The 20,741-nt window shown below is 42.4% G+C and carries 17 protein-coding genes and 1 riboswitch; all 17 genes read left to right on the top strand.

The features are described from left to right. The first annotated feature begins 21 nt into the window (after nucleotides 1–21). The 17 genes from glgA to rpsU all read left to right on the top strand — a co-directional run bounded on the left by glgA (nucleotide 22) and on the right by rpsU (nucleotide 20,558). Nucleotides 22–1,458, top strand: coding sequence for a glycogen synthase GlgA (gene glgA, locus DW152_RS09945; protein ID WP_021859971.1), 1,437 nt, complete (start codon nucleotides 22–24; stop codon nucleotides 1,456–1,458). Nucleotides 1,459–1,690: 232 nt separating this feature from the next. Further along, nucleotides 1,691–2,563, top strand: coding sequence for a methylenetetrahydrofolate reductase [NAD(P)H] (metF, locus tag DW152_RS09940; protein ID WP_118288542.1), 873 nt, complete (start codon nucleotides 1,691–1,693; stop codon nucleotides 2,561–2,563). A gap of 12 nt (nucleotides 2,564–2,575) precedes the next feature. After that, nucleotides 2,576–3,223 (top strand): vitamin B12 dependent-methionine synthase activation domain-containing protein, encoded by a 648-nt coding sequence (locus DW152_RS09935; protein ID WP_118288541.1) that lies wholly within the window; start codon nucleotides 2,576–2,578, stop codon nucleotides 3,221–3,223. Nucleotides 3,224–3,249: 26 nt separating this feature from the next. Next, entirely contained in the window at nucleotides 3,250–5,649 is a 2,400-nt protein-coding gene (locus DW152_RS09930; protein ID WP_118288540.1) for a homocysteine S-methyltransferase family protein, read from the top strand. Nucleotides 5,650–5,713: 64 nt separating this feature from the next. After that, nucleotides 5,714–6,721: an aspartate--ammonia ligase gene (gene asnA, locus DW152_RS09925; RefSeq protein ID WP_118288539.1), complete on the top strand. Its 1,008-nt coding sequence runs from the start codon at nucleotides 5,714–5,716 to the stop codon at nucleotides 6,719–6,721. 114 nt (nucleotides 6,722–6,835) lie between these two features. After that, on the top strand, nucleotides 6,836–8,347 hold the full coding sequence (locus DW152_RS09920) for a 4Fe-4S dicluster domain-containing protein (RefSeq protein WP_021859966.1): 1,512 nt from the start codon (nucleotides 6,836–6,838) through the stop codon (nucleotides 8,345–8,347). Nucleotides 8,348–8,436: 89 nt separating this feature from the next. Further along, a complete protein-coding gene (gene alaS / locus DW152_RS09915; protein ID WP_118288538.1) occupies nucleotides 8,437–11,076 on the top strand; it encodes an alanine--tRNA ligase in 2,640 nt (879 codons plus the stop codon). 237 nt (nucleotides 11,077–11,313) lie between these two features. Beyond that, nucleotides 11,314–11,409: riboswitch (glycine riboswitch) on the top strand. Nucleotides 11,410–11,550: 141 nt separating this feature from the next. Beyond that, on the top strand, nucleotides 11,551–12,639 hold the full coding sequence (gene gcvT, locus DW152_RS09910; RefSeq protein WP_118288537.1) for a glycine cleavage system aminomethyltransferase GcvT: 1,089 nt from the start codon (nucleotides 11,551–11,553) through the stop codon (nucleotides 12,637–12,639). Between the two features lie 87 nt (nucleotides 12,640–12,726). After that, on the top strand, nucleotides 12,727–13,107 hold the full coding sequence (gcvH, locus tag DW152_RS09905) for a glycine cleavage system protein GcvH (protein WP_118288536.1): 381 nt from the start codon (nucleotides 12,727–12,729) through the stop codon (nucleotides 13,105–13,107). 37 nt (nucleotides 13,108–13,144) lie between these two features. Beyond that, complete coding sequence (gcvPA, locus tag DW152_RS09900; protein WP_118288535.1) at nucleotides 13,145–14,455, top strand: aminomethyl-transferring glycine dehydrogenase subunit GcvPA; 1,311 nt, start codon at nucleotides 13,145–13,147, stop codon at nucleotides 14,453–14,455. A gap of 3 nt (nucleotides 14,456–14,458) precedes the next feature. Next, on the top strand, nucleotides 14,459–15,889 hold the full coding sequence (gene gcvPB, locus DW152_RS09895) for an aminomethyl-transferring glycine dehydrogenase subunit GcvPB (protein ID WP_118288534.1): 1,431 nt from the start codon (nucleotides 14,459–14,461) through the stop codon (nucleotides 15,887–15,889). Between the two features lie 24 nt (nucleotides 15,890–15,913). Next, nucleotides 15,914–16,912, top strand: a complete 999-nt coding sequence (locus DW152_RS09890; RefSeq protein ID WP_118288533.1) for a lipoate--protein ligase — start codon at nucleotides 15,914–15,916, stop codon at nucleotides 16,910–16,912. 25 nt (nucleotides 16,913–16,937) lie between these two features. Continuing rightward, nucleotides 16,938–18,341, top strand: coding sequence for a dihydrolipoyl dehydrogenase (lpdA, locus tag DW152_RS09885; RefSeq protein ID WP_118288532.1), 1,404 nt, complete (start codon nucleotides 16,938–16,940; stop codon nucleotides 18,339–18,341). 155 nt (nucleotides 18,342–18,496) lie between these two features. Beyond that, nucleotides 18,497–19,123 (top strand): cyclodeaminase/cyclohydrolase family protein, encoded by a 627-nt coding sequence (locus DW152_RS09880; protein WP_117537412.1) that lies wholly within the window; start codon nucleotides 18,497–18,499, stop codon nucleotides 19,121–19,123. A 16-nt stretch (nucleotides 19,124–19,139) separates the two neighbouring features. After that, the gene (locus DW152_RS09875) at nucleotides 19,140–19,991 is read left to right on the top strand and encodes a bifunctional 5,10-methylenetetrahydrofolate dehydrogenase/5,10-methenyltetrahydrofolate cyclohydrolase (protein WP_118288531.1); all 852 of its coding nucleotides are present in this window, start codon (nucleotides 19,140–19,142) and stop codon (nucleotides 19,989–19,991) included. Between the two features lie 7 nt (nucleotides 19,992–19,998). Further along, on the top strand, nucleotides 19,999–20,238 hold the full coding sequence (locus DW152_RS09870; RefSeq protein ID WP_117537286.1) for a hypothetical protein: 240 nt from the start codon (nucleotides 19,999–20,001) through the stop codon (nucleotides 20,236–20,238). A gap of 143 nt (nucleotides 20,239–20,381) precedes the next feature. Continuing rightward, entirely contained in the window at nucleotides 20,382–20,558 is a 177-nt protein-coding gene (rpsU, locus tag DW152_RS09865; protein WP_004054229.1) for a 30S ribosomal protein S21, read from the top strand. Nucleotides 20,559–20,741 lie beyond the last annotated feature (183 nt).

Below are 20,741 nucleotides of genomic sequence, written 5' to 3'. Positions count from 1 at the left end.
ATCGAGAGGAAGGGAAGCAATATGAAAAAAATACTATTTGTAGCTTCAGAGTCAGTACCATTTATCAAGACAGGTGGATTAGCCGATGTAGTTGGATCACTGCCAAAGTATTTTGATAAAGATAAATATGATGTACGTGTTATGTTACCGAAGTACATGTGTATGAAAGAGACATGGAAAGAGAAGATGGAATACGTCACACATTTTTATATGGATCTGAACTGGAGAAAACAATATGTAGGAATTCTTCAGATGAAATATGAGGGAATCCTTTTTTATTTCATAGATAACGAATATTACTTTAATGGTTTCGCACCATATGGAGATACCTATACAGATGTTGAGAAGTTCGCATTCTTCTCAAAAGCAGTTTTAAGTGCACTGCCGCTTATTGATTTCAGACCGGATATCATTCACTGTCATGACTGGCAGACAGGACTCGTTCCGGTATACCTTGATAATTTCCGCTATGGTAATGAGTGGTATAGAGGAATCAAGACAATCATGACCATTCACAATCTGAAGTTTCAGGGCACATGGGATACGAAGCGGATTCGTGACATCACGGGACTGCCGCAGTATTATTTCGCACCGGATAAGCTGGAAGCATATGAGGATGCCAATTATCTGAAAGGTGGAATTGTCTATGCAGATCGGATCACAACCGTAAGCAATACTTATGCAGAAGAGATTAAGATGCCATTCTATGGAGAACGCCTGGACGGTCTGATGAATGCAAGAGCGAACTGTCTGTCCGGTATTGTGAACGGAATCGATTATGAGGATTATAATCCGAAGACAGATCCAAGCATTGTGAAGAACTATGATGTATCGAATTTCCGGAGAGAGAAAATCAAGAACAAGACAGCGCTTCAGGAAGAACTGAATCTGGAGAAGAACCATAAGACGATGATGATCGGTATCGTTTCCAGACTGACTGACCAGAAAGGCTTTGACCTGGTAGCATATGTGATGGACGAGCTCTGTCAGGATGCTGTGCAGATCGTGGCACTCGGTACTGGCGAAGAACAGTATGAGAATATGTTCCGTCATTTTGCATGGAAGTATCCGGATAAAGTATCTGCGAATATTTATTATTCCGAAGAGATGTCGCATAAAGTATATGCATCCTGTGATGCATTCCTGATGCCGTCACTCTTTGAACCATGCGGACTGAGTCAGCTTATGAGCTTAAGATACGGAACAGTTCCGATCGTAAGAGAGACCGGAGGACTGAAAGATACTGTAGAAGCATATAATGAATATGAAAAGACAGGAACTGGATTCAGCTTTATGAATTATAATGCACATGAGATGCTTGGAACAATCCGCTATGCAGAGCGTATCTATTATGATAAGAAGAGAGACTGGAATAAGATTGTAGAACGTGGCATGAAACGGGACTTTTCATGGAAGAATTCTGCAAAACAGTATGAAGACTTATATGAAAGCATGTAGAAGTTTGCAGGAACATAGATCATGAAACATTCACAGGTATCATAGTGAATGAGTTCTAACCACAATATTATATAATAATGTATTAAAAAGAGAAAACATCCTTTCTGTTCATATGAATGAATATGAATAAGAAGGATGTTTTTCTTGCATTTTATGCAAATTTGTTTTATCGTATATAATAAAGCCTTTATAGGAATAATTATATATTTACATAGAGGGAAAAGGAGATTATATGAAGATTAAAGACATTTTAAAAGAAAAGACACCACACATATCTTTTGAAGTATTTCCACCGAAGACAGATGCCGGATTTGCAAGTGTATTATCTGCTACGGATCAGATTGGTGCATTAAAACCATCTTACATGAGTGTAACTTATGGAGCAGGTGGAGGAACCAGCAAGAATACGGTAAATATTGCATCACATATCAAGGACGACTTGGGACTTACCAGTCTGGCGCATCTGACATGCGTTTCTTCTACAAAAGAACATGTAGCACGCGTAATTGACGAGTTGAAGAAGAATAATATTGAAAATGTTCTGGCACTCCGTGGGGATATTCCGAAGGAATCTGAATTTCCACTTCCGAATCATTACAGATATGCATATGAGCTGGTTGAAGAGATCAAAAGCAAGGGTGATTTCTGCATCGGAGCTGCATGCTATCCGGAAGGTCATGTGGAAGCAGAACATAAGAAAGATGACATTTATAATCTGAAGAAAAAAGTAGACTGCGGTGTGGATTTCCTTACAACACAGATGTTTTTTGATAATACAATTTTCTACAATTTCTTATATAGAATCCGTGAAATCGGAATTGCGGTTCCGGTTGTGCCGGGAATTATGCCGGTAACAAAAGGCAACCAGATGAAGAGAATCAGTGAGATGTCCGGAACAGTGCTGCCACAGAGATTCCGTGATGTACTGGATCGCTTCGGCGAAGATCCGAAAGCAATGCAGCAGGCCGGTATTGCATATGCAACCGATCAGATTATTGATCTGTTTGCAAATGGAATCAATCATGTGCATGTATATTCTATGAATAATCCGGCAGTAGCAACAGCAATTATGCACAATTTATCTGATATCGTAAAAAACGGATAGGTGTGATAGTGAATGGATAACAGAACCAAAGAAGCAATCCGCTATCTTGGATATGGAAGACAGGAAGCGGATGAACAGACGCTTGGATTGGTGGCAGATGCGTTCAGAGAACTGGATGAAACTGCGAAACCGAGAAGCATATATCGTACATTTGAACTTCAGTGGAAGCAGACAGATACGATCCGGATAGAGATGATGGAAATACATAGCAGGAATCTTTCAAAGAATCTGAAAGGCTGCCGTCAGGTCGTTCTGCTGTGCGGGACACTGGGGATTGAAGTGGACTATCTCATTAAGAGATATTCTTATACGGAAATGGCAAAAGCTGTTGTAATGCAGGCGTGTGCAGCAGCACTGTTAGAAGAGTATTTGGATGAGAGGCAGGAAGAGATACGCACAGAGATGGAAAAACAGGACTTGTATCTGCGCCCGCGATTCAGCCCGGGATACGGTGATTTTTCCATTCTTCACCAGCGAGAGATTTTAACATTGATGGAGGCATCGAAGAAGATTGGTCTGACGATGACAGAAAGCAGTATGCTCACACCGACAAAATCAGTAACCGCTTTGATCGGTCTTAGTACGACGCAGGAGAACTGTCATCAGAAAGGTTGCGAGGTCTGTGGAAAGAAGGACTGCATTTATCGCAGAGAATCATAGAAAATCAAAGATAAAGGAGCAAGAATATGCTATTAGACAGGCTGGGGAAAGAGCTTTTGTTTTTTGATGGAGGAACAGGAACTCTTTTGCAGGAAAATGGATTAAAACCGGGAGAACTTCCGGAAACATGGAGCATTGAGCATCCAGATACAATGGTTCAGATTCATAAAAAATATTATGAATCTGGAAGCGATATTGTACTGAGTAATACATTTGGCGCAAATGCATTGAAGTTTCACGATTCGCAGTATTCATTGGAAGCGATTGTGAATGCTTCTGTTGCAAATTTAAAGAAAGCGGCAGAAGAAGGTGTTACGGATGGAAGAGAAGTGTATGCAGCACTTGATATCGGACCGACCGGTAAATTATTAAAACCAATGGGAGATCTGGACTTTGAGGATGCCTATAATGCATTTAAAGAAGTTACCATTTATGGAGAAAAAGCCGGTGCAGACCTGATCCACATTGAGACAATGAGCGATACTTATGAGGTGAAAGCGGCAATACTGGCTGCAAAAGAGAATACATCACTACCTGTATTTGCAACGATGATCTTTGATGAAAAAGGAAAACTTCTCACAGGTGGAGATGTTCCGTCTGTAGTTGCGATGCTGGAAGGGCTCCGCGTAGATGCACTCGGTATTAACTGTGGTATGGGACCGGAACAGATGATGCCGATCCTTGATGAGATTTTAAAATATACTTCCGTTCCGGTCATTGTCAAGCCTAACGCCGGACTTCCGAAACAGAAGGACGGAGAAGTTTATTATGATGTAGATCCGGAAGAATTTTCCGAATATATGATAAAGATTGTTGAGAAAGGCGCTGCTGTGATCGGAGGCTGTTGCGGTACAACACCGGAGCATATCCGTCAGATGATTGCAAGAGTGAAAGCATCCGATGCATGGAACAGAAGAAAACTGCCGGAAGTTTGTGAGAGAACGATCGTATCTTCCTACGGAAAAGCAGCATTTTTAGGTGAGAAGCCGCTGATCATCGGAGAGCGTATCAATCCAACCGGTAAGAAAAAGTTTAAACAGGCGCTCAAAGATCACGACATGGATTATATTCTGCGTGAAGCGATTTCCCAGCAGGATCATGGAGCACATATCCTGGATGTCAATGTCGGACTTCCGGATATTGATGAAGTAGAGATGATGCGTGAAGTTGTCATGAATCTGCAGAGTATTACAAGCCTGCCACTTCAAATCGATACAGTTGACCAGCAGGCAATGGAAGCCGCTATGCGTATCTATAACGGAAAACCGATGGTAAACTCCGTGAATGGAAAGCAGGAGTCCATGGATCAGGTATTCCCGCTGATCAAAAAGTATGGCGGAGCAGTAGTAGCGCTGACAATCGATGAAGACGGGATTCCACAGACAGTTGAAAAACGTGTGGAGATTGCCGGAAAGATCATTACAGAAGCAGCAAAATATGGTATCCCAAAGAAAGATATTGTTGTCGATGTTCTTACAATGACGATCAGTTCAGAACCGGAAGGCGCCCGGATCACATTGGAATCTCTGAGAAAAGTCAGGGAGATATATGGAGTCTGTACGGTGCTTGGAGTATCGAATATTTCATTCGGACTTCCATACCGCCCGGCAGTCAATTCCAATTTCTACACAATGGCAATGCAGAACGGTCTGAGTGCAGGAATTATCAATCCTCTGTCAGAAGATATGATGCGTTCATACTATTCTTATTGTGCATTGATGAATTATGATGAGAACTGTGAAGAATATATCAGACAATACGGAAGCGTAAAGGCAGACAAACCTGTTGCCAAAGATACGCAGATTACGCTCAAGAGTGCAATTGAAAAAGGCTTAAAAGAAGAAGCGCATCATGCAGCCTATGAGCTTGTAAAGACGATGGCACCGCTTGATATTATCAATGAGGAGATGATTCCGGCTTTAGACGGAGTTGGAAAAGGATTTGAAAAAGGTACGGTATTCCTTCCGCAGCTTTTGATGAGTGCAGATGCCGCTAAGATTGCATTTGCGGTATTGAAGGATGAACTGGCAAAGAGCGGCACAGAAGAAGAGGAAAAAGACAAGATCATTCTTGCAACTGTAAAAGGAGATATTCACGATATAGGCAAGAATATCGTGAAAGTACTTCTTGAAAATTACAGCTTTGATGTTCTGGATCTTGGAAAAGATGTACCGCCGGAATTGATTGTTGAGACAGCAGTAAAAGAAGATATTAAACTGGTTGGATTAAGTGCGCTTATGACGACAACTGTAGTCAGCATGGAAGAAACGATCAGACAGCTCAACAAAGAAAAGCCGGATTGTAAAGTTATGGTAGGCGGTGCAGTCCTAAATCAGGATTATGCAGACCAGATCCATGCAGATTTCTATGGAAAAGATGCAATGCAATCCGTATACTATGCACAGAAAGTATTCGGACGGGAATAGACAGATAAGAAGATTCATAACAATAGAGCAAACATAAAACAAGTCACAGCTAGGAGGAAGAAACATGGCATTAATATTACCTGAAAAATATGACCCTCATCTTTCGGTAAGAGAGACGCAGGAAGCAATCAAGTACATTCGCGACACCTTTCAGAAAGAATTTGGAAAAGAGATGAATCTGGAAAGAATTTCAGCGCCTCTTTTCGTTACGAAGAAGAGCGGACTGAATGACAATTTGAATGGTGTGGAGCGTCCGGTACAGTTTGATATTGCAGGGATCAAAGGAGAAGAAGTAGAAGTTGTACAGTCTCTTGCAAAATGGAAACGTATGGCCCTTCATGAATATGGCTTCAAACCAGGCGAAGGACTTTATACAAATATGAATGCAATCCGCCGCGATGAAGAACTGGATAATCTTCATTCCTGTTATGTTGACCAGTGGGACTGGGAGAAAGTAATTACAAAAGAAGAGCGTACAGTTGAGACATTAAAAGATACCGTGCGTACAATTTTCAAAGTAATCAAACATATGGAGCATGAAGTATGGTATAAGTATCCACAGGCAGTGAAACATCTGCCGGACGGAGTGACGTTTATCACTTCTCAGGAGCTGGAAGACCGTTATCCGGATAAGACACCAAAAGAACGAGAAAATCTGATTACGAAAGAATACGGTTGTGTATTTGTTATGCAGATCGGTGACAAGCTGGCAAGCGGGGAGCCGCATGATGGTCGTGCACCGGATTATGATGACTGGCAGTTAAATGGAGATATCCTATTCTGGTTTGAAAATCTGAACTGTGCACTGGAGATTTCCAGCATGGGTATCCGTGTAGATGAGAAATCTCTTGCAGAACAACTAAAAAAAGCCGGATGCGAGGAACGCAAAGAACTGCCGTATCATAAGATGCTTTTAAATGGAGAATTGCCGTATACGATCGGTGGAGGTATCGGTCAGTCAAGACTTTGTATGCTGCTTCTGGATCGTGCCCATGTCGGAGAGGTTCAGGCAAGTATCTGGCCGGAAGAAATGAAAAAGACATGCAAAGAGCATAATATCGTATTACTGTAAGTTGTATTTAATTCTGTACATGCGGGAATATTGACACTGTATTAACGATTTTTTATACTTAAAGGAGTTTATGAGAAATCCTATCAGGAAAGAGAATCAGGAGGATGTGTCAATATGATCAGAGGATTAGATACGACAGTCAAACGTTTGAGACGGAAAGTATTCGAAGAAGTTGCAAGACTTGGCTTCGAGGCAAATGATGAGACGCTTTGTGACGACATGGAAGCAATTCCATATGCTATGGTGAATGAAGAAAGCCCTGTTTACAGGGACAGCATTTACAGAGCCAGAGCAGTTGTCAGGGAGCGTCTCCGTCTTGCTATGGGATTGTCACTCCGTCCGGAGAACAAACCGGTTCATCTGACTGCCGGTGTGGAGGCGAGTAATATTTCGGACAAATACTATGAGCCGCCGCTTATGCAGGTCATACCGTCAGCGTGTGCAGCATGTGAGGAACGTGGATATGAAGTGAGCAATATGTGTAAGGGCTGTCTGGCACATCCGTGTATGGAAGTCTGTCCGAAGAGTGCGATTTCCATGGTAAATGGTAAATCTCACATTGACCAGGAAAAATGCATCAAGTGTGGAAAATGCAAATCCGCCTGTCCGTATGACGCAATCTCCTGTAAGGCAAGACCTTGCAAAATGGCATGTGGTGTAGGAGCAATTGAGTCAGATGCTATGGGAAGAGCTTACATTAACAATGATAAATGCGTATCCTGCGGAATGTGTATGGTAAACTGTCCGTTTGGTGCGATTTCTGATAAATCGCAGATTTTCCAGTTAGCGCATGCACTGAAAGATGGTGAAGAGATTGTTGCCGAGATTGCTCCGGCATATGCAGGACAGTTTGGAGATAATATCACGCCGAGAAATCTAAAAGCGGCACTCAAGGAACTTGGTTTCTCGGAATTTTATGAAGTTGCACTTGGGGCAGATATTGGTGCAGTTGCGGAGGCGCACCATTATGTGGAAAAAGTTGTGACAGGAGAACTGCCGTTCCTTCTTACATCTTGCTGTCCGTCATGGGCGATGCTTGCTAAGAAGTATTTTCCGGACCTCATTGATCAGGTATCACAGGAGTTAACGCCGATGGTTGCGACTGCACGTACGATCAAGCAGAAGCATCCGAATGCCAAAGTGGTATTCATTGGACCGTGTGCGGCAAAGAAGCTGGAAGCGATGCGCCGGGATGTGCGAAGTGATGTGGATTTTGTTATTACATTTGAAGAACTGCAGGCAATGTTCGATGCTAAGAATATTGACCTGACACAGTATGAAGCAGAATCGTCTTTCCATGATGCGACCGGAGCAGGAAGAGGGTATGCAGTAGCAGGAGGCGTTGCAGAGGCAATCGAGAAATGTATCCATGAGTATTATCCGGATGTAGAAGTAAATATCGAACATGCGGAAGGACTGGCTGAGTGTAAGAAGATGCTTGCTCTTGCAAAAGCAGGACGCATGAACGGATGTCTGATTGAAGGAATGGGATGCCCAGGAGGATGCGTGGCAGGTGCAGGAACAAATATTCCGGTTCCGAAAGCGCAGAAGAATATCAAAGAATTTGTAAAAGCATCCACGAAAAAACTTCCGCCAAAAGAATTGGCAGAGATTGAATTAAAGTAAAAAAGAAGAAATGTGCAAAGATGCCTGTCGTTGACAAACGGCGGGTATCTTATTATAATTAGGAGATAGTGAGTTTGGAGGAGGAAATTATGCAAAAATACGGAGTAAATGAATTACGTAGAATGTTCCTTGATTTTTTTGAAAGTAAAGGACATTTGGCTATGAAAAGCTTTTCACTGGTGCCGCACAATGACAAGAGTCTGTTGCTTATCAATTCCGGTATGGCGCCGTTAAAACCATATTTTACAGGACAGGAGATTCCACCAAGAAAGAGAGTGACAACCTGTCAGAAGTGTATCCGTACAGGAGATATCGAGAATGTAGGAAAGACTGCAAGACACGGTACTTTCTTCGAGATGCTTGGTAACTTTTCGTTTGGAGATTATTTTAAACACGATGCAATTCACTGGACATGGGAGTTTTTGACAGAAGTTGTAGGTCTTGATCCGAATCGTCTGTATCCATCTGTTTATCTTGAGGACGATGAAGCGTGGAAGATCTGGAATGAAGAGATTGGGATTGCACCGGAGAGAATCTTCAAGTTTGGCAAGGAAGATAACTTCTGGGAGCATGGTTCAGGTCCTTGTGGTCCATGTTCAGAAGTATATTACGACCGCGGTGAGAAATATGGTTGCGGACGTCCGGATTGTACAGTAGGATGTGAATGTGATCGGTACATGGAAATCTGGAATAACGTATTTACACAGTTTGACAATGACGGACACAACAACTACACAGAACTTGAACAGAAGAATATTGATACCGGTATGGGACTGGAGCGTCTTGCATGTATTGTGCAGAATGTAGATTCTATGTTTGATATCGATACAATGAAAGCACTGCGCGACCATGTATGCCGCATTACAGGTGTATCTTATGGAACAAGCGATGAGACAGATGTTTCTCTCCGTGTTATCACGGATCATATCCGTTCTGTCACGTTTATGATCTCTGACGGAATTATGCCGTCCAACAGTGGAAGAGGTTATGTGCTGCGGCGTCTGTTGCGTCGTGCCTGCCGTCATGGACGACTGCTTGGCATTGAGAGAGCATTCCTCGTAGAACTGGCACAGACTGTTATCGATGGTTCCAAGGATGGATATCCGGAACTGGAAGAGAAAAAAGACTTTATTTTCAATGTCATTGCAAAAGAAGAAGCGCAGTTTAACAAGACGATCGATCAGGGACTGTCTATTCTTGCTGACATGGAAGCAGATATGAAAGCAGAAGGTACAACCGTACTTTCCGGAGAGAATGCATTCAAGCTTTATGATACTTATGGATTCCCGGTGGATCTGACAAGTGAGATCCTGGAGGAAAAGGGACTGACATATGATAAAGAAGGCTTTGAAAAAGCACAGAAAGAACAGCGCGCGAAGTCCGAAGGAACTTTTGGAACACACAGTTACAGTGGTACAGACGCAAGCGTTTATGATGCGCTTGATCCGGAACTGACAACAGAATTTGTCGGATATGACAATATGGAAGCAGAGTCAGAAGTTACAGCACTTACAAGTGAAGAAGAGATTGTAGATGCACTCTCTGACGGAGAAAAGGGAACGGTCATTGTAGCGAAGACTCCGTTCTACGCAACAAGCGGTGGACAGGAAGCTGATAAAGGCGTGATCCGCAGTGCAGACGGTGAATTTGTAGTAGAAGATGTTGTAAAACTTCTCGGTGGCAAATTCGGACATGTCGGTCATGTGACAAAAGGCATGATCAAAATCGGTGATAAAGTGACAATGGAAGTTGATCGTGAGAACCGTGCACTTGCTGCAAATAACCACAGTGCAACACATCTGTTACAGAAAGCACTCCGCATGGTGCTTGGAACACATGTAGAACAGGCTGGATCTCTGAACAATGCGAACAGACTTCGTTTTGACTTTACGCATTTTTCTGCTATGACAGAAGAACAGCTCAAAGAAGTAGAGGCAATCGTCAACAGAGAAATTCGTAATCATCTTCCGGTTGTTGTGCGCAACATGCCGATCGAGGAAGCAAAAAAGACAGGAGCAGCGGCTCTGTTTGGTGAAAAATACGGAGATATTGTACGTGTTGTCAGCATGGGAGATTTCTCTATTGAGTTCTGTGGTGGTACACATGTGGCAAATACCGGTGATATCATGGCATTTAAGATCCTTTCCGAGTCCGGTGTCGCAGCCGGTGTGCGCCGTATTGAAGCACTGACTTCCAAAGGACTGATGGATTATTACGAGGAACAGGAGCAGAAGCTTCACGAAGCTGCGAAGATGTTGAAGACAACTCCGGATAATATGGAAGAGAAGATCAGTCATCTGCAGGCTGAGAATAAGGCATTGAAGAGCGAAGTGGAGAGCCTGAAGGGCAAGCTTGCCAAAGATGCTATAGGTGATGTGATGAATCAGGTGACAGAAGTTGTCGGTGTGAAACTGCTCGCCGCAAAGGTAGATGGCGTGGATATGAACGGACTCCGTGATCTTGGTGACCAGTTAAAAGACAAGCTTGGCGAAGGTGTTGTCGTGCTTGTATCGGCTACAGATGGTAAAGTCAGCCTGATGGCTATGGCTACCAAAGGAGCAATTGATAAAGGCGCACATGCAGGTAATCTGATCAAGGCTTGTGCATCATGCGTTGGCGGTGGTGGTGGTGGCCGCCCGAATATGGCCCAAGCTGGGGGCAAGAAGCCGGAAGGCATGAATGATGCACTCACAAAAGCGAAAGAAGTACTGGCTGAACAGCTTGCATAAGTGCACTTTAGAAGTATGAAAATACGCAGATAATAGTACAATAAAATACAATGGAAATAAAGAAAGATACATTTTCTACAAAAAAGTGAAAATGTATCTTTCTTTTTTATAGATAATAACTATAATGACTGTTGCAATTGCCTATAAATAACAGAAAAGTTAAAAAATAAACAATTATTGACAGATAATTCAAGGGCTGTTACAATAAGCCTGTCAAAATAAAAGAAAAGTGATCGGGTGATGAACCTAAGAGAGATTATTAGCAATAAGTAATAGCGCCGAAGGGGCAAGAAGTAATTCGAAACTCTCAGGCAGAAGAATTGGGTTCGGACGAAGCTCTGAAAGAAAGCAGACAGGGAGGCAGGAAGTCCTGAAATAGGACATGTCTCTTATTTTTTTGCTCCGACAAACTTTTAACGGAACAAGACCCGCTGACAGAGCAGTTCATGATGAGAAAAAAGGAGGATTTTTATCATGGAATTAAAAACGCCACTCTATGATGCACATGTGAAGGCAGGAGGTAAGATCGTACCATTTGGAGGTTACCTTCTTCCGGTACAGTATGAAGCAGGTGTAATCAAAGAACATATGGCTGTTCGTACTCAGGCAGGACTATTTGATGTATCTCATATGGGAGAAGTTTTATGCGAAGGAAAGGATGCACTTGCAAATATCCAGATGATACTGACAAATAACTTTGACAATATGGTGGATGGACAGGCAAGATACAGTCCGATGTGTAATGAACATGGCGGAACAGTAGACGATCTGATTGTTTACAAACATTCCGATGATCATTACTTTATTGTTGTCAATGCAGCAAACAAAGATAAAGATTATCAGTGGATGTTAAATCATCAGTTTGGAGAAGTCAAATTTACAGACGTATCTGCTCAGTATGCACAGCTTGCACTGCAGGGACCAAAAGCAATGGATATCTTAAGAAAGCTGACAGCAGAAGAGAACATTCCTCAGAAATACTACCATGCAGTATTCGACACAGAAGTAGCCGGAATCCCATGTATCATTTCCAAGACAGGATACACAGGTGAGGATGGAGTAGAATTATATCTGCCAAGCGAGTATGCAGAGAAGATGTGGGATACACTTCTTGAAAATGGAAAAGAAGAAGGACTTATCCCGTGTGGTCTTGGAGCAAGAGATACACTTCGTATGGAAGCAGCAATGCCACTTTACGGTCACGAGATGGATGATGATGTTTCACCGCTGGAGACAGGACTTGGATTCGCAGTGAAGATGAAAAAAGATGACTTCATCGGTAAGAAAGCTCTGGAAGAACATGCAGAACTAACGAGAAAGAGAGTAGGTCTGGAAGTTATTGGAAGAGGAATCATCCGTGAACATCAGGATGTATATGCAGACGGCAAAGTGATCGGACATACAACATCCGGTACAAAAGGTCCTTTCATTGACAAGGCTGTCGGAATGGCATTACTGGAAACTGCCTATACAGATGTAGGAACAAAATTACAGGTAGATGTCAGAGGACGTATGATTGATGTAGAAGTTGTAGCACTTCCGTTCTATAAGAGAGCAAAATAAATATAAGGATGCCAGGGAAAAGGTCTGAAACCGAGGGTATCAAAAACAGGGGCATATTATATCATAAAAGAAAAGGAGATTAAAACAATGGAATTAAGAGCAGAATTAAAGTATTCAAAATCACACGAGTGGATAAAAGAGGATGGAGACGTAAGAGTGATCGGATTAACAGATTATGCACAGTCTGAATTAGGAGATCTTGTATTTATAAACCTTCCGGAAGTTGGAGATGAAGTAACAGTCGGAGAAGCATTCGCAGATGTTGAGTCTGTAAAAGCAGTATCTGATGTATTCTCACCGGTTTCAGGTGTTGTAACAGAGATCAATGAAGAGCTGTTAGATGCTCCGGAATCTATCAACGAAACACCTTATGATGCATGGTTTGTAAAAGTTGGTGAAGTAAAAGAGACAGAAGAACTGTTAGATGCTGACGCATACAAAGCATTTGTAGAAAGCGAAGAGGCTTAATACATAAGAATGTGAAGAAAGGCGGTGGATAAAGAACATGGGTAGTTATGTTCCAAACACATTAGATGAGCGAAAAGCGATGCTGAATGAAATCGGATATGAGAGCATCGATGATTTATTCCGCCACATCCCGGAGCAGGTTAAGATCAAGGGCGGCTTAGATATTCCGGAAGGAATGCCAGAGATGGAAGTTCTGAAAAAGATGAAAGAAATCGCAAAGAAAAATAAAGTATTTCCGACAATCTTCCGTGGTGCAGGCGCATACAGACACTATATTCCGGCTATGGTAAACAATGTCATTTCAAAAGAAAATTTACAGACTGCATATACACCGTATCAGGCAGAGATCAGTCAGGGAATCCTGCAGTCCATCTTTGAGTATCAGACAATGATGGCAGATCTTACAGGAATGGATGTATCCAATGCATCTGTTTATGACGGAGCTACGGCAGCAGCAGAGGCGGTTGCAATGTGTGCTGACAGAAAACGTAAGAAAGCATTTGTTTCAGCAACAGTAATGCCAAGTGTGTTAGAAGTTATTAAAACATATTGCTTCGGTAACGAATTAGAAATCGAAGTAATTCCGGAAAAAGACGGAGTGACAGATATTGCTTATCTGAAAGAACATATTGATAAACAGGCAGCATGTGTGCTGATTCAGCATCCAAATTATTATGGAAATTTGGAAGATGCCCAGACAATCGGCGAAGTGGCACACGAGGCAGGCGCTAAATACGTTATGAGTGTGAATCCGATTTCTCTTGGAGCATTGAAGACACCAAGAGAGTATGGCGCAGATGTTGCAGTTGGCGACGGACAGCCACTCGGACTTCCAATTGCATTTGGCGGACCATATCTCGGCTTCATGACATGCGTGGAAAGTATGATGAGAAAGCTTCCTGGACGAGTTGTCGGAGAGACAGAAGATCACAACGGAAAGAAAGGCTATGTTCTGACATTACAGGCAAGAGAGCAGCATATCCGTCGTGAGAAAGCATCCAGCAACATCTGTTCGAACCAGGCACTTTGTGCACTTGCTGTTGGTGTATATCTTTCCTGCATGGGAAATGAAGGTGTGACAAAAGCAGCCGAGCAGAGCATGTCCAAAGCACATTACATGGCAGAGAAACTTGCGGAAGCAGGATTTAAAGTAGAAAACAAACAGAATTTCTTTCATGAATTTGTAACTGTATCAGATACACCTTCTGAAAAAGTACTGAAGGCACTGGAGGACGAAGACATCCTTGGTGGATATCCACTGGATGACAAGCGGATTCTCTGGTGCTGTACAGAGATGAACACAAAAGAAGAGATCGACAAAGCAGTATCGATCTTAAAGGAGGTGTAGTGGATGCTGATTTTTGAAAAAAGCAAAACAGGAAGAAAATGCCAGAACCTTCCGGAGTGCGATGTACCAGTCGTTACTTTAGATGCAAAAGATAAAAGAGAAGTGAAATTACATCTGCCGGAGCTTTCAGAGGGCGAGCTTAGCAGACATTACACAGAACTGGCAAAGAAATCACATGGTGTGAACGATGGATTCTATCCATTGGGCTCCTGTACTATGAAATATAATCCGAGAGTTAATGAAGTGGCAGCAGGATTGGAAGGATTTACAGATATTCATCCGTTACAGCCGACAGAGACTGTGCAGGGATGTCTGGAAGTATTAAAAACACTGGAATCCTATCTGTGCGAGATCGCCGGAATGAAGCGTATGACTTTCCAACCGGCAGCAGGTGCGCATGGAGAGTTTACAGGACTTCTTCTGATCAAAGCATATCATAAGAGCCGTGGAGATGAAAAACGTAAAAAGATCATCGTTCCTGATTCTGCACACGGAACGAACCCGGCAAGTGCAGCAATGGCAGGATTTTCAGTAGTGAGTGTTCCTTCAGGACCGGATGGATGCGTAGATATTGAAAAATTAAAAGAAATTGCAGGCGATGATGTAGCCGGGCTTATGCTTACAAACCCGAATACAGTAGGTCTGTTTGACAAGAATATTCTTGAGATTACAAAGATTATTCATGACTGTGGCGGACTCTGCTACTATGACGGAGCAAACTTAAATGCAGTTATGGGAACAGTAAGACCTGGAGATATGGGATTTGATGTTATTCATCTGAATCTTCATAAGACATTCTCAACTCCGCACGGTGGAGGCGGCCCGGGAAGTGGACCGGTAGGATGCAAGGAATTCCTTGTTCCATTCCTTCCATCGATTCTTGTAGAAGGTGAAGACAAACTGGTTGCTGTAAAAGAAAAAGACAGTATTGGTGAGATGAAGAACTTTTATGGAAATTTCCTTGTTGTAGTACGTGCCCTGGCTTATGTTATGACACTTGGAAAAGAAGGAATTCCGGAAGCAAGCAAGAATGCAGTTCTGAACGCTAATTATATGATGAATAAATTAAAAGATCTCTATACAATGGCTTATGATGAAGTGTGCATGCATGAATTTGTTATGAGTCTTGCAGATCTGAAAAAACAGACAGGTGTATCAGCAATGGATATTGCAAAAGGACTTCTCGATTTCGAAATCCATCCACCGACAATGTATTTCCCTCTGATCGTGGACGAAGCATTAATGGTTGAGCCTACAGAGACAGAGTCTAAAGAGACAATGGATGAGGCGATTGCAGTATTCCGCAAATTGTATGAGACTGCCGGTGAGGATGCAGAGAGTCTTCATAATGCTCCGATGACAACACCAGTAACAAGAATGGATGAAGTAGGAGCAGCAAGACATCCGATTCTTAGATATCAGTTTGAAGACTAATTAGAATGGCAGGAGAATAATAAAGTGGTTAATAAGTTAACATATATTGAGAGCGAGCAGTATAATCCTTATAAAAACCTGGCAGTGGAAGAATATCTTTTCTTCCACTGTCAAAAAGAAGAATGTATCTTATATCTGTGGCAGAATCAGCATACGGTTGTGATCGGCCGGAATCAGAATGCATGGGCAGAATGTCTGACAGAGAAGCTGGAAAATGAAGGTGGATATCTGGCAAGAAGATTATCCGGCGGCGGCGCAGTCTATCATGATCTTGGTAATCTGAATTTTACTTTCCTTGTAAATAAAGAAAATTATAATGTAGACAGACAGCTTGAAGTTATTCAAAAAGCGGTAGCAAAGTTCGGTGTCTGTACTGAAAAATCCGGAAGAAATGATATTCTAATTAATGGAAGAAAATTTTCCGGAAATGCATTTTACAAAGAAGGTTCACGTTGCTATCATCATGGAACAATCATGTTGGATGTAAAGCTGGATGAGATGTCAAAATATTTGACAGTATCCAAAGAAAAATTACAGTCCAAAGGTGTAAATTCTGTAAAATCCAGGGTAGTGAATATAAAAGAGCTGGTTCCGGATATTACAGTGGACCGCATGAAAGAAGCGCTTAGAGAGGCATTCGAAGAAGTATATGGCGGGCAGGCTGAAGTGCTGTCAATGGAAAAATTAGAACCGGCTGAGGTTAATAATATTACAGAACGTCTGGGTTCATGGAACTGGAAGTTTGGGCGTAAAATTCCGTTTAACGAGACACTTACACATCGGTTTAACTGGGGACAGATATCACTGGATATGTGTGTGCAGGAAGGTAGGATTGCAGATATTATTGTGTATACAGATGCGTTAAAGCCGGCAATAGCAGAAGAAATTCCAAAATATTTAAAGGGAATCAAGTATAAAAAAGATAATATTTGTACAGAACTTGGTCTGTACTGGTCGGAAGATGACGGTGAAAACCAGATGATGAAAGACATTATTGCCTGGTTAAAAACCGTCGAATGGTAATCAGATTGTAGAGGAGATCGAGAACATGAGTGATAAATTTGATGTAATTGTTGTCGGAGGAGGACCGGGGGGCTATGTGGCTGCGATCAAGGCAGCAAAAGAAGGCATGCAGGTTGCGCTGGTAGAGAATGCCCGTGTTGGAGGGACATGCCTGAACCGCGGCTGTATTCCGGCAAAAGCAATGATTCATGCATCCTCTCTGTACAGAGAGATGAAGGAAGCAGAAAAATTTGGTGTGTCGGCATCCGATGTTTCTTTTAATTACAGTAAGATTCTGGAATACAAACAGGGAACAACCGATCAGCTTGTTCAGGGCATCGAGCAGCTCTTAAAAGCGAACGGAGTAACACTTGTATCCGGACACGGAACATTGCTTGGAAGTCATAGAGTACAGGTGGAAGGGGAAGAAATACAGGTACTTGAAGCTAGAAATATTATTCTTGCAGCAGGAAGTAAACCATTTATGCTTCCACTTCCTGGAATGGATCTTAAGGGGGTATTATCCAGTGATGAATTATTCAAGCTGGAAGAAATGCCGGAAAGTCTCGTAATTATTGGCGGTGGAGTTATCAGTGTCGAGTTCGCAACTGCATTTTCAGCACTCGGATGTAAAGTAACGATTCTTGAGGCAATGCCAAGACTTGTACCGAATATGGACAAAGAGATTTCACAGAGTCTTAAGATGTTGCTGAAAAAGAGAGGTATTGATGTGCATACATCTGCCGGCGTACAGTCCGTAGAGGAAAGAGACGGCGCATACGTTTGCAAATATACCGAAAAGGAGAAAGAATGTGAAGCATCTGCCCAGTATGTTCTCTGCGCAGTCGGACGTATTCCAAATACAGAAGGATTGTTTGCGGAAGATGCTGTGCCGGAGATGGAAAGAGGTAGAATCGTTGTAGATGAACATTTCAAGACCAGCATCCCGGGAGTATATGCGATCGGTGATCTGATCAAGGGAATGCAGTTAGCACATACAGCAAGTGCACAGGGGGTGGTTGTGATCGAATATTTGAACGGAAAAGATCCATCCATTGATTTGTCAGTTGTGCCGGGCTGTGTATATACAGAGCCAGAGATTGCTTCGGTAGGTATAACAGAGGATGATGCGAAGGCAGCGGAAATTCCGGTAAAAACAGGTAAGTTCATCATGAGCGCCAACGGAAAATCATTAATCACAAAAGAAGAGAGAAGTTTTATTAAAATTGTTGCAAATGAAGAGACAGATGTTGTTCTCGGAGCACAGATGATGTGTGCACGTGCAACAGATATGATCGGCGAGATCACAACAGCAGTTGCAAATAAAATGACAGTAGCGCAGCTGTTAAAAGGAATGCGCGCACATCCGACTTACAATGAAGGTATTGGGGAGGCACTGGAAGAGTTGGAAGGTGGAGCAATCCATATTGCACCAAAAAAGAAAAAATAAGATAAAAATTAACAGGAATTCATCCAAATAGAAGAAATTTAGTTGCAACAGACAGCACTTTAAAATATAATGGAAAAAGTGCCGAAAGCTGAATTTCCAATATCATCTTCCGGCTATTGGGGAAATGCATAAAAAGGCAGGAGGAATGAAGGATGATGCTGGAGAAGAAAACAACAGAATTTTTGAATGTTCTTTCTTCTTCTGCACCCGTTCCAGGCGGCGGAGGAGCTTCCGCCGCTGTTGGTGCTTTTGGGGCTGCACTTGGCATGATGGTTGCCAATCTGACAGTCGGAAAGAAAAAGTATGCGGATGTAGAAGCAGAAATGATCGAGATATGTGGAAGATTAGAGAAGATCAGAGATCGTCTTATTGTGCTTACGGATGAGGATGCAAAAGCATTTGAACCATTGTCAAAAGCATATGGACTTCCGAAGAATACGCCGGAGGAGAAGGCGGAGAAAGAGCGGATCCTGGAGCAGGCTTTGTACGAGGCAAGTCTGACTCCGATGGAGATCATGAAAACAGTTCTGGAATCCATGAAACTTCTGGAGATACTGGGAGAGAAGGGCAGCCGCATCGCGATCAGTGATGTCGGTGTTGGAATCCTGTTTGCGCAGGCGGCACTGGAGGGTGCTTCACTGAATGTATTTATCAATACAGGTCTGATGAAGAACGCGGAACGTGCCTGCGAACTGAATGAAACTGCAAACCGGCTTATTGCAGAGGGGCAGGCATACAAAGAAAGAATTTATGCCGGTGTCTGTGTCCAGCTTAAAAGTTAATACGGAGGAGAAGGCTATGAGTACAGTAATGCTTGGAACAGAAGTGGCGAAGACCATGAAGGAAGAGCTGATTCGGGATGTGGAACTGTTAAAAGGAAAAGGAATCCATCCATGCCTTGCGATCATCCGTGTTGGCGCCAGAGGAGATGACCTTGCGTATGAAAGAAGCGCAAAAAAACGTATGGAAATGGTAGGAATTGACTGTAAGGTTGTAGAACTTCCGAAGACAATTTCACAGGAGAATTTCGAACGCGTATTTGCAGAAGTAAATGACGATCCGAAAGTAGATGGAATTTTATTATTCCGTCCATTGCCGGAAGGTCTGGATGAAGAACCGGTGAAGCTTATGATACATCCGGAGAAGGATGTGGACTGCATGAGTCCGTTCAACAGTGCGAGAGTATTTTTAGGTGAGACTGAAGGATATGCACCATGCACAGCACAGGCTGTTATGGAGATGCTTCGTCATTTTCACATAGATCTGACAGGAAAGAAAGCGACGATCGTGGGGCGCAGTATGGTGGTTGGAAAACCATTGGCTATGATGATGTTAAAAAATCATGCAACGATCACGGTATGTCATACAAGAACAAAAGCTCTGAAAGAAGAATGTAGGAACGCAGATATTGTCGTTGCCTGTGCAGGAAAAGCAAAATTTATTACTGCAGATATGATAAAAGAAGGAGCTGTTGTGGTGGATGTAGGAATTAACATTGACGAAAACGGTAATATGTGCGGTGATGTAGATTATGAGAAGGTAAAGGAGAAGGCTTCTTATATCAGCCCGGTTCCAAAAGGAGTGGGCAGTGTAACAACGTCCGTGCTTGCAAGCCACGTTGTAAGAAGTGCAAAAAACAGAATAGAATGAAAAACAGATGGGATGGGAGAAAAAAAGCTGTATGCGTTTTGTTGTTGCAACAGCAGTAAGTAATCTGGTTACAGTGCTCTTTGTCTCAACGTATGCTTTGAGCATGCTGTACGGAACATCATTTACTGCGCTGTTCATAAGTCGGATACCACAATATATTGTGACAACCGGTGTGTGTGCAGTGATTGCATTCAGTTTGTATTACAGTGTAGTAACAATGATGATGAAACAGCACCAGATGGCATAAAAAATTGGAAAGTTTTCCCAAAGTTAAAGAAAAACATTGACGTAAAGAAAATATGTGCTATAATCTTATGTAGTGCAATAAAAATACCCGATCAGTCGTATGATGCACAATATAGGACTGGAGGGGAGGTTAGGTGTGAGACTATGTCAAATGTAATCGTTAAAGAAAACGAAACGTTAGATAGCGCTTTACGCAGATTTAAAAGAAACTGCGCAAAGGCTGGTATTCAGCAGGAGATTCGTAAGAGAGAGCATTACGAAAAACCAAGCGTAAGACGTAAGAAAAAATCAGAAGCTGCAAGAAAGCGCAAATATAACTAATATGTGCAAAGCAAGGATGCTGTATCAGATGATACAGTGTCCTTTTTTGTTATAACGACGAGGAAAATGCGACATGCTTGCATGGCAGCATTTGACGACCGTTAATTAGCGGATAAAACTCGCGAAGCGTGTTTTATCGCGTACACAGAAAATTCTATTTTCTGTGTAACAAAAATATATCTT

Origin of the sequence: Dorea sp. AM13-35 (assembly GCF_003473885.1) — a bacterium.
GTDB lineage: Bacteria > Bacillota > Clostridia > Lachnospirales > Lachnospiraceae > Dorea_D > Dorea_D hominis.
Note: the sequence above shows the minus strand (reverse complement) of the source record. Positions and strands in the feature narration are given on the sequence as shown.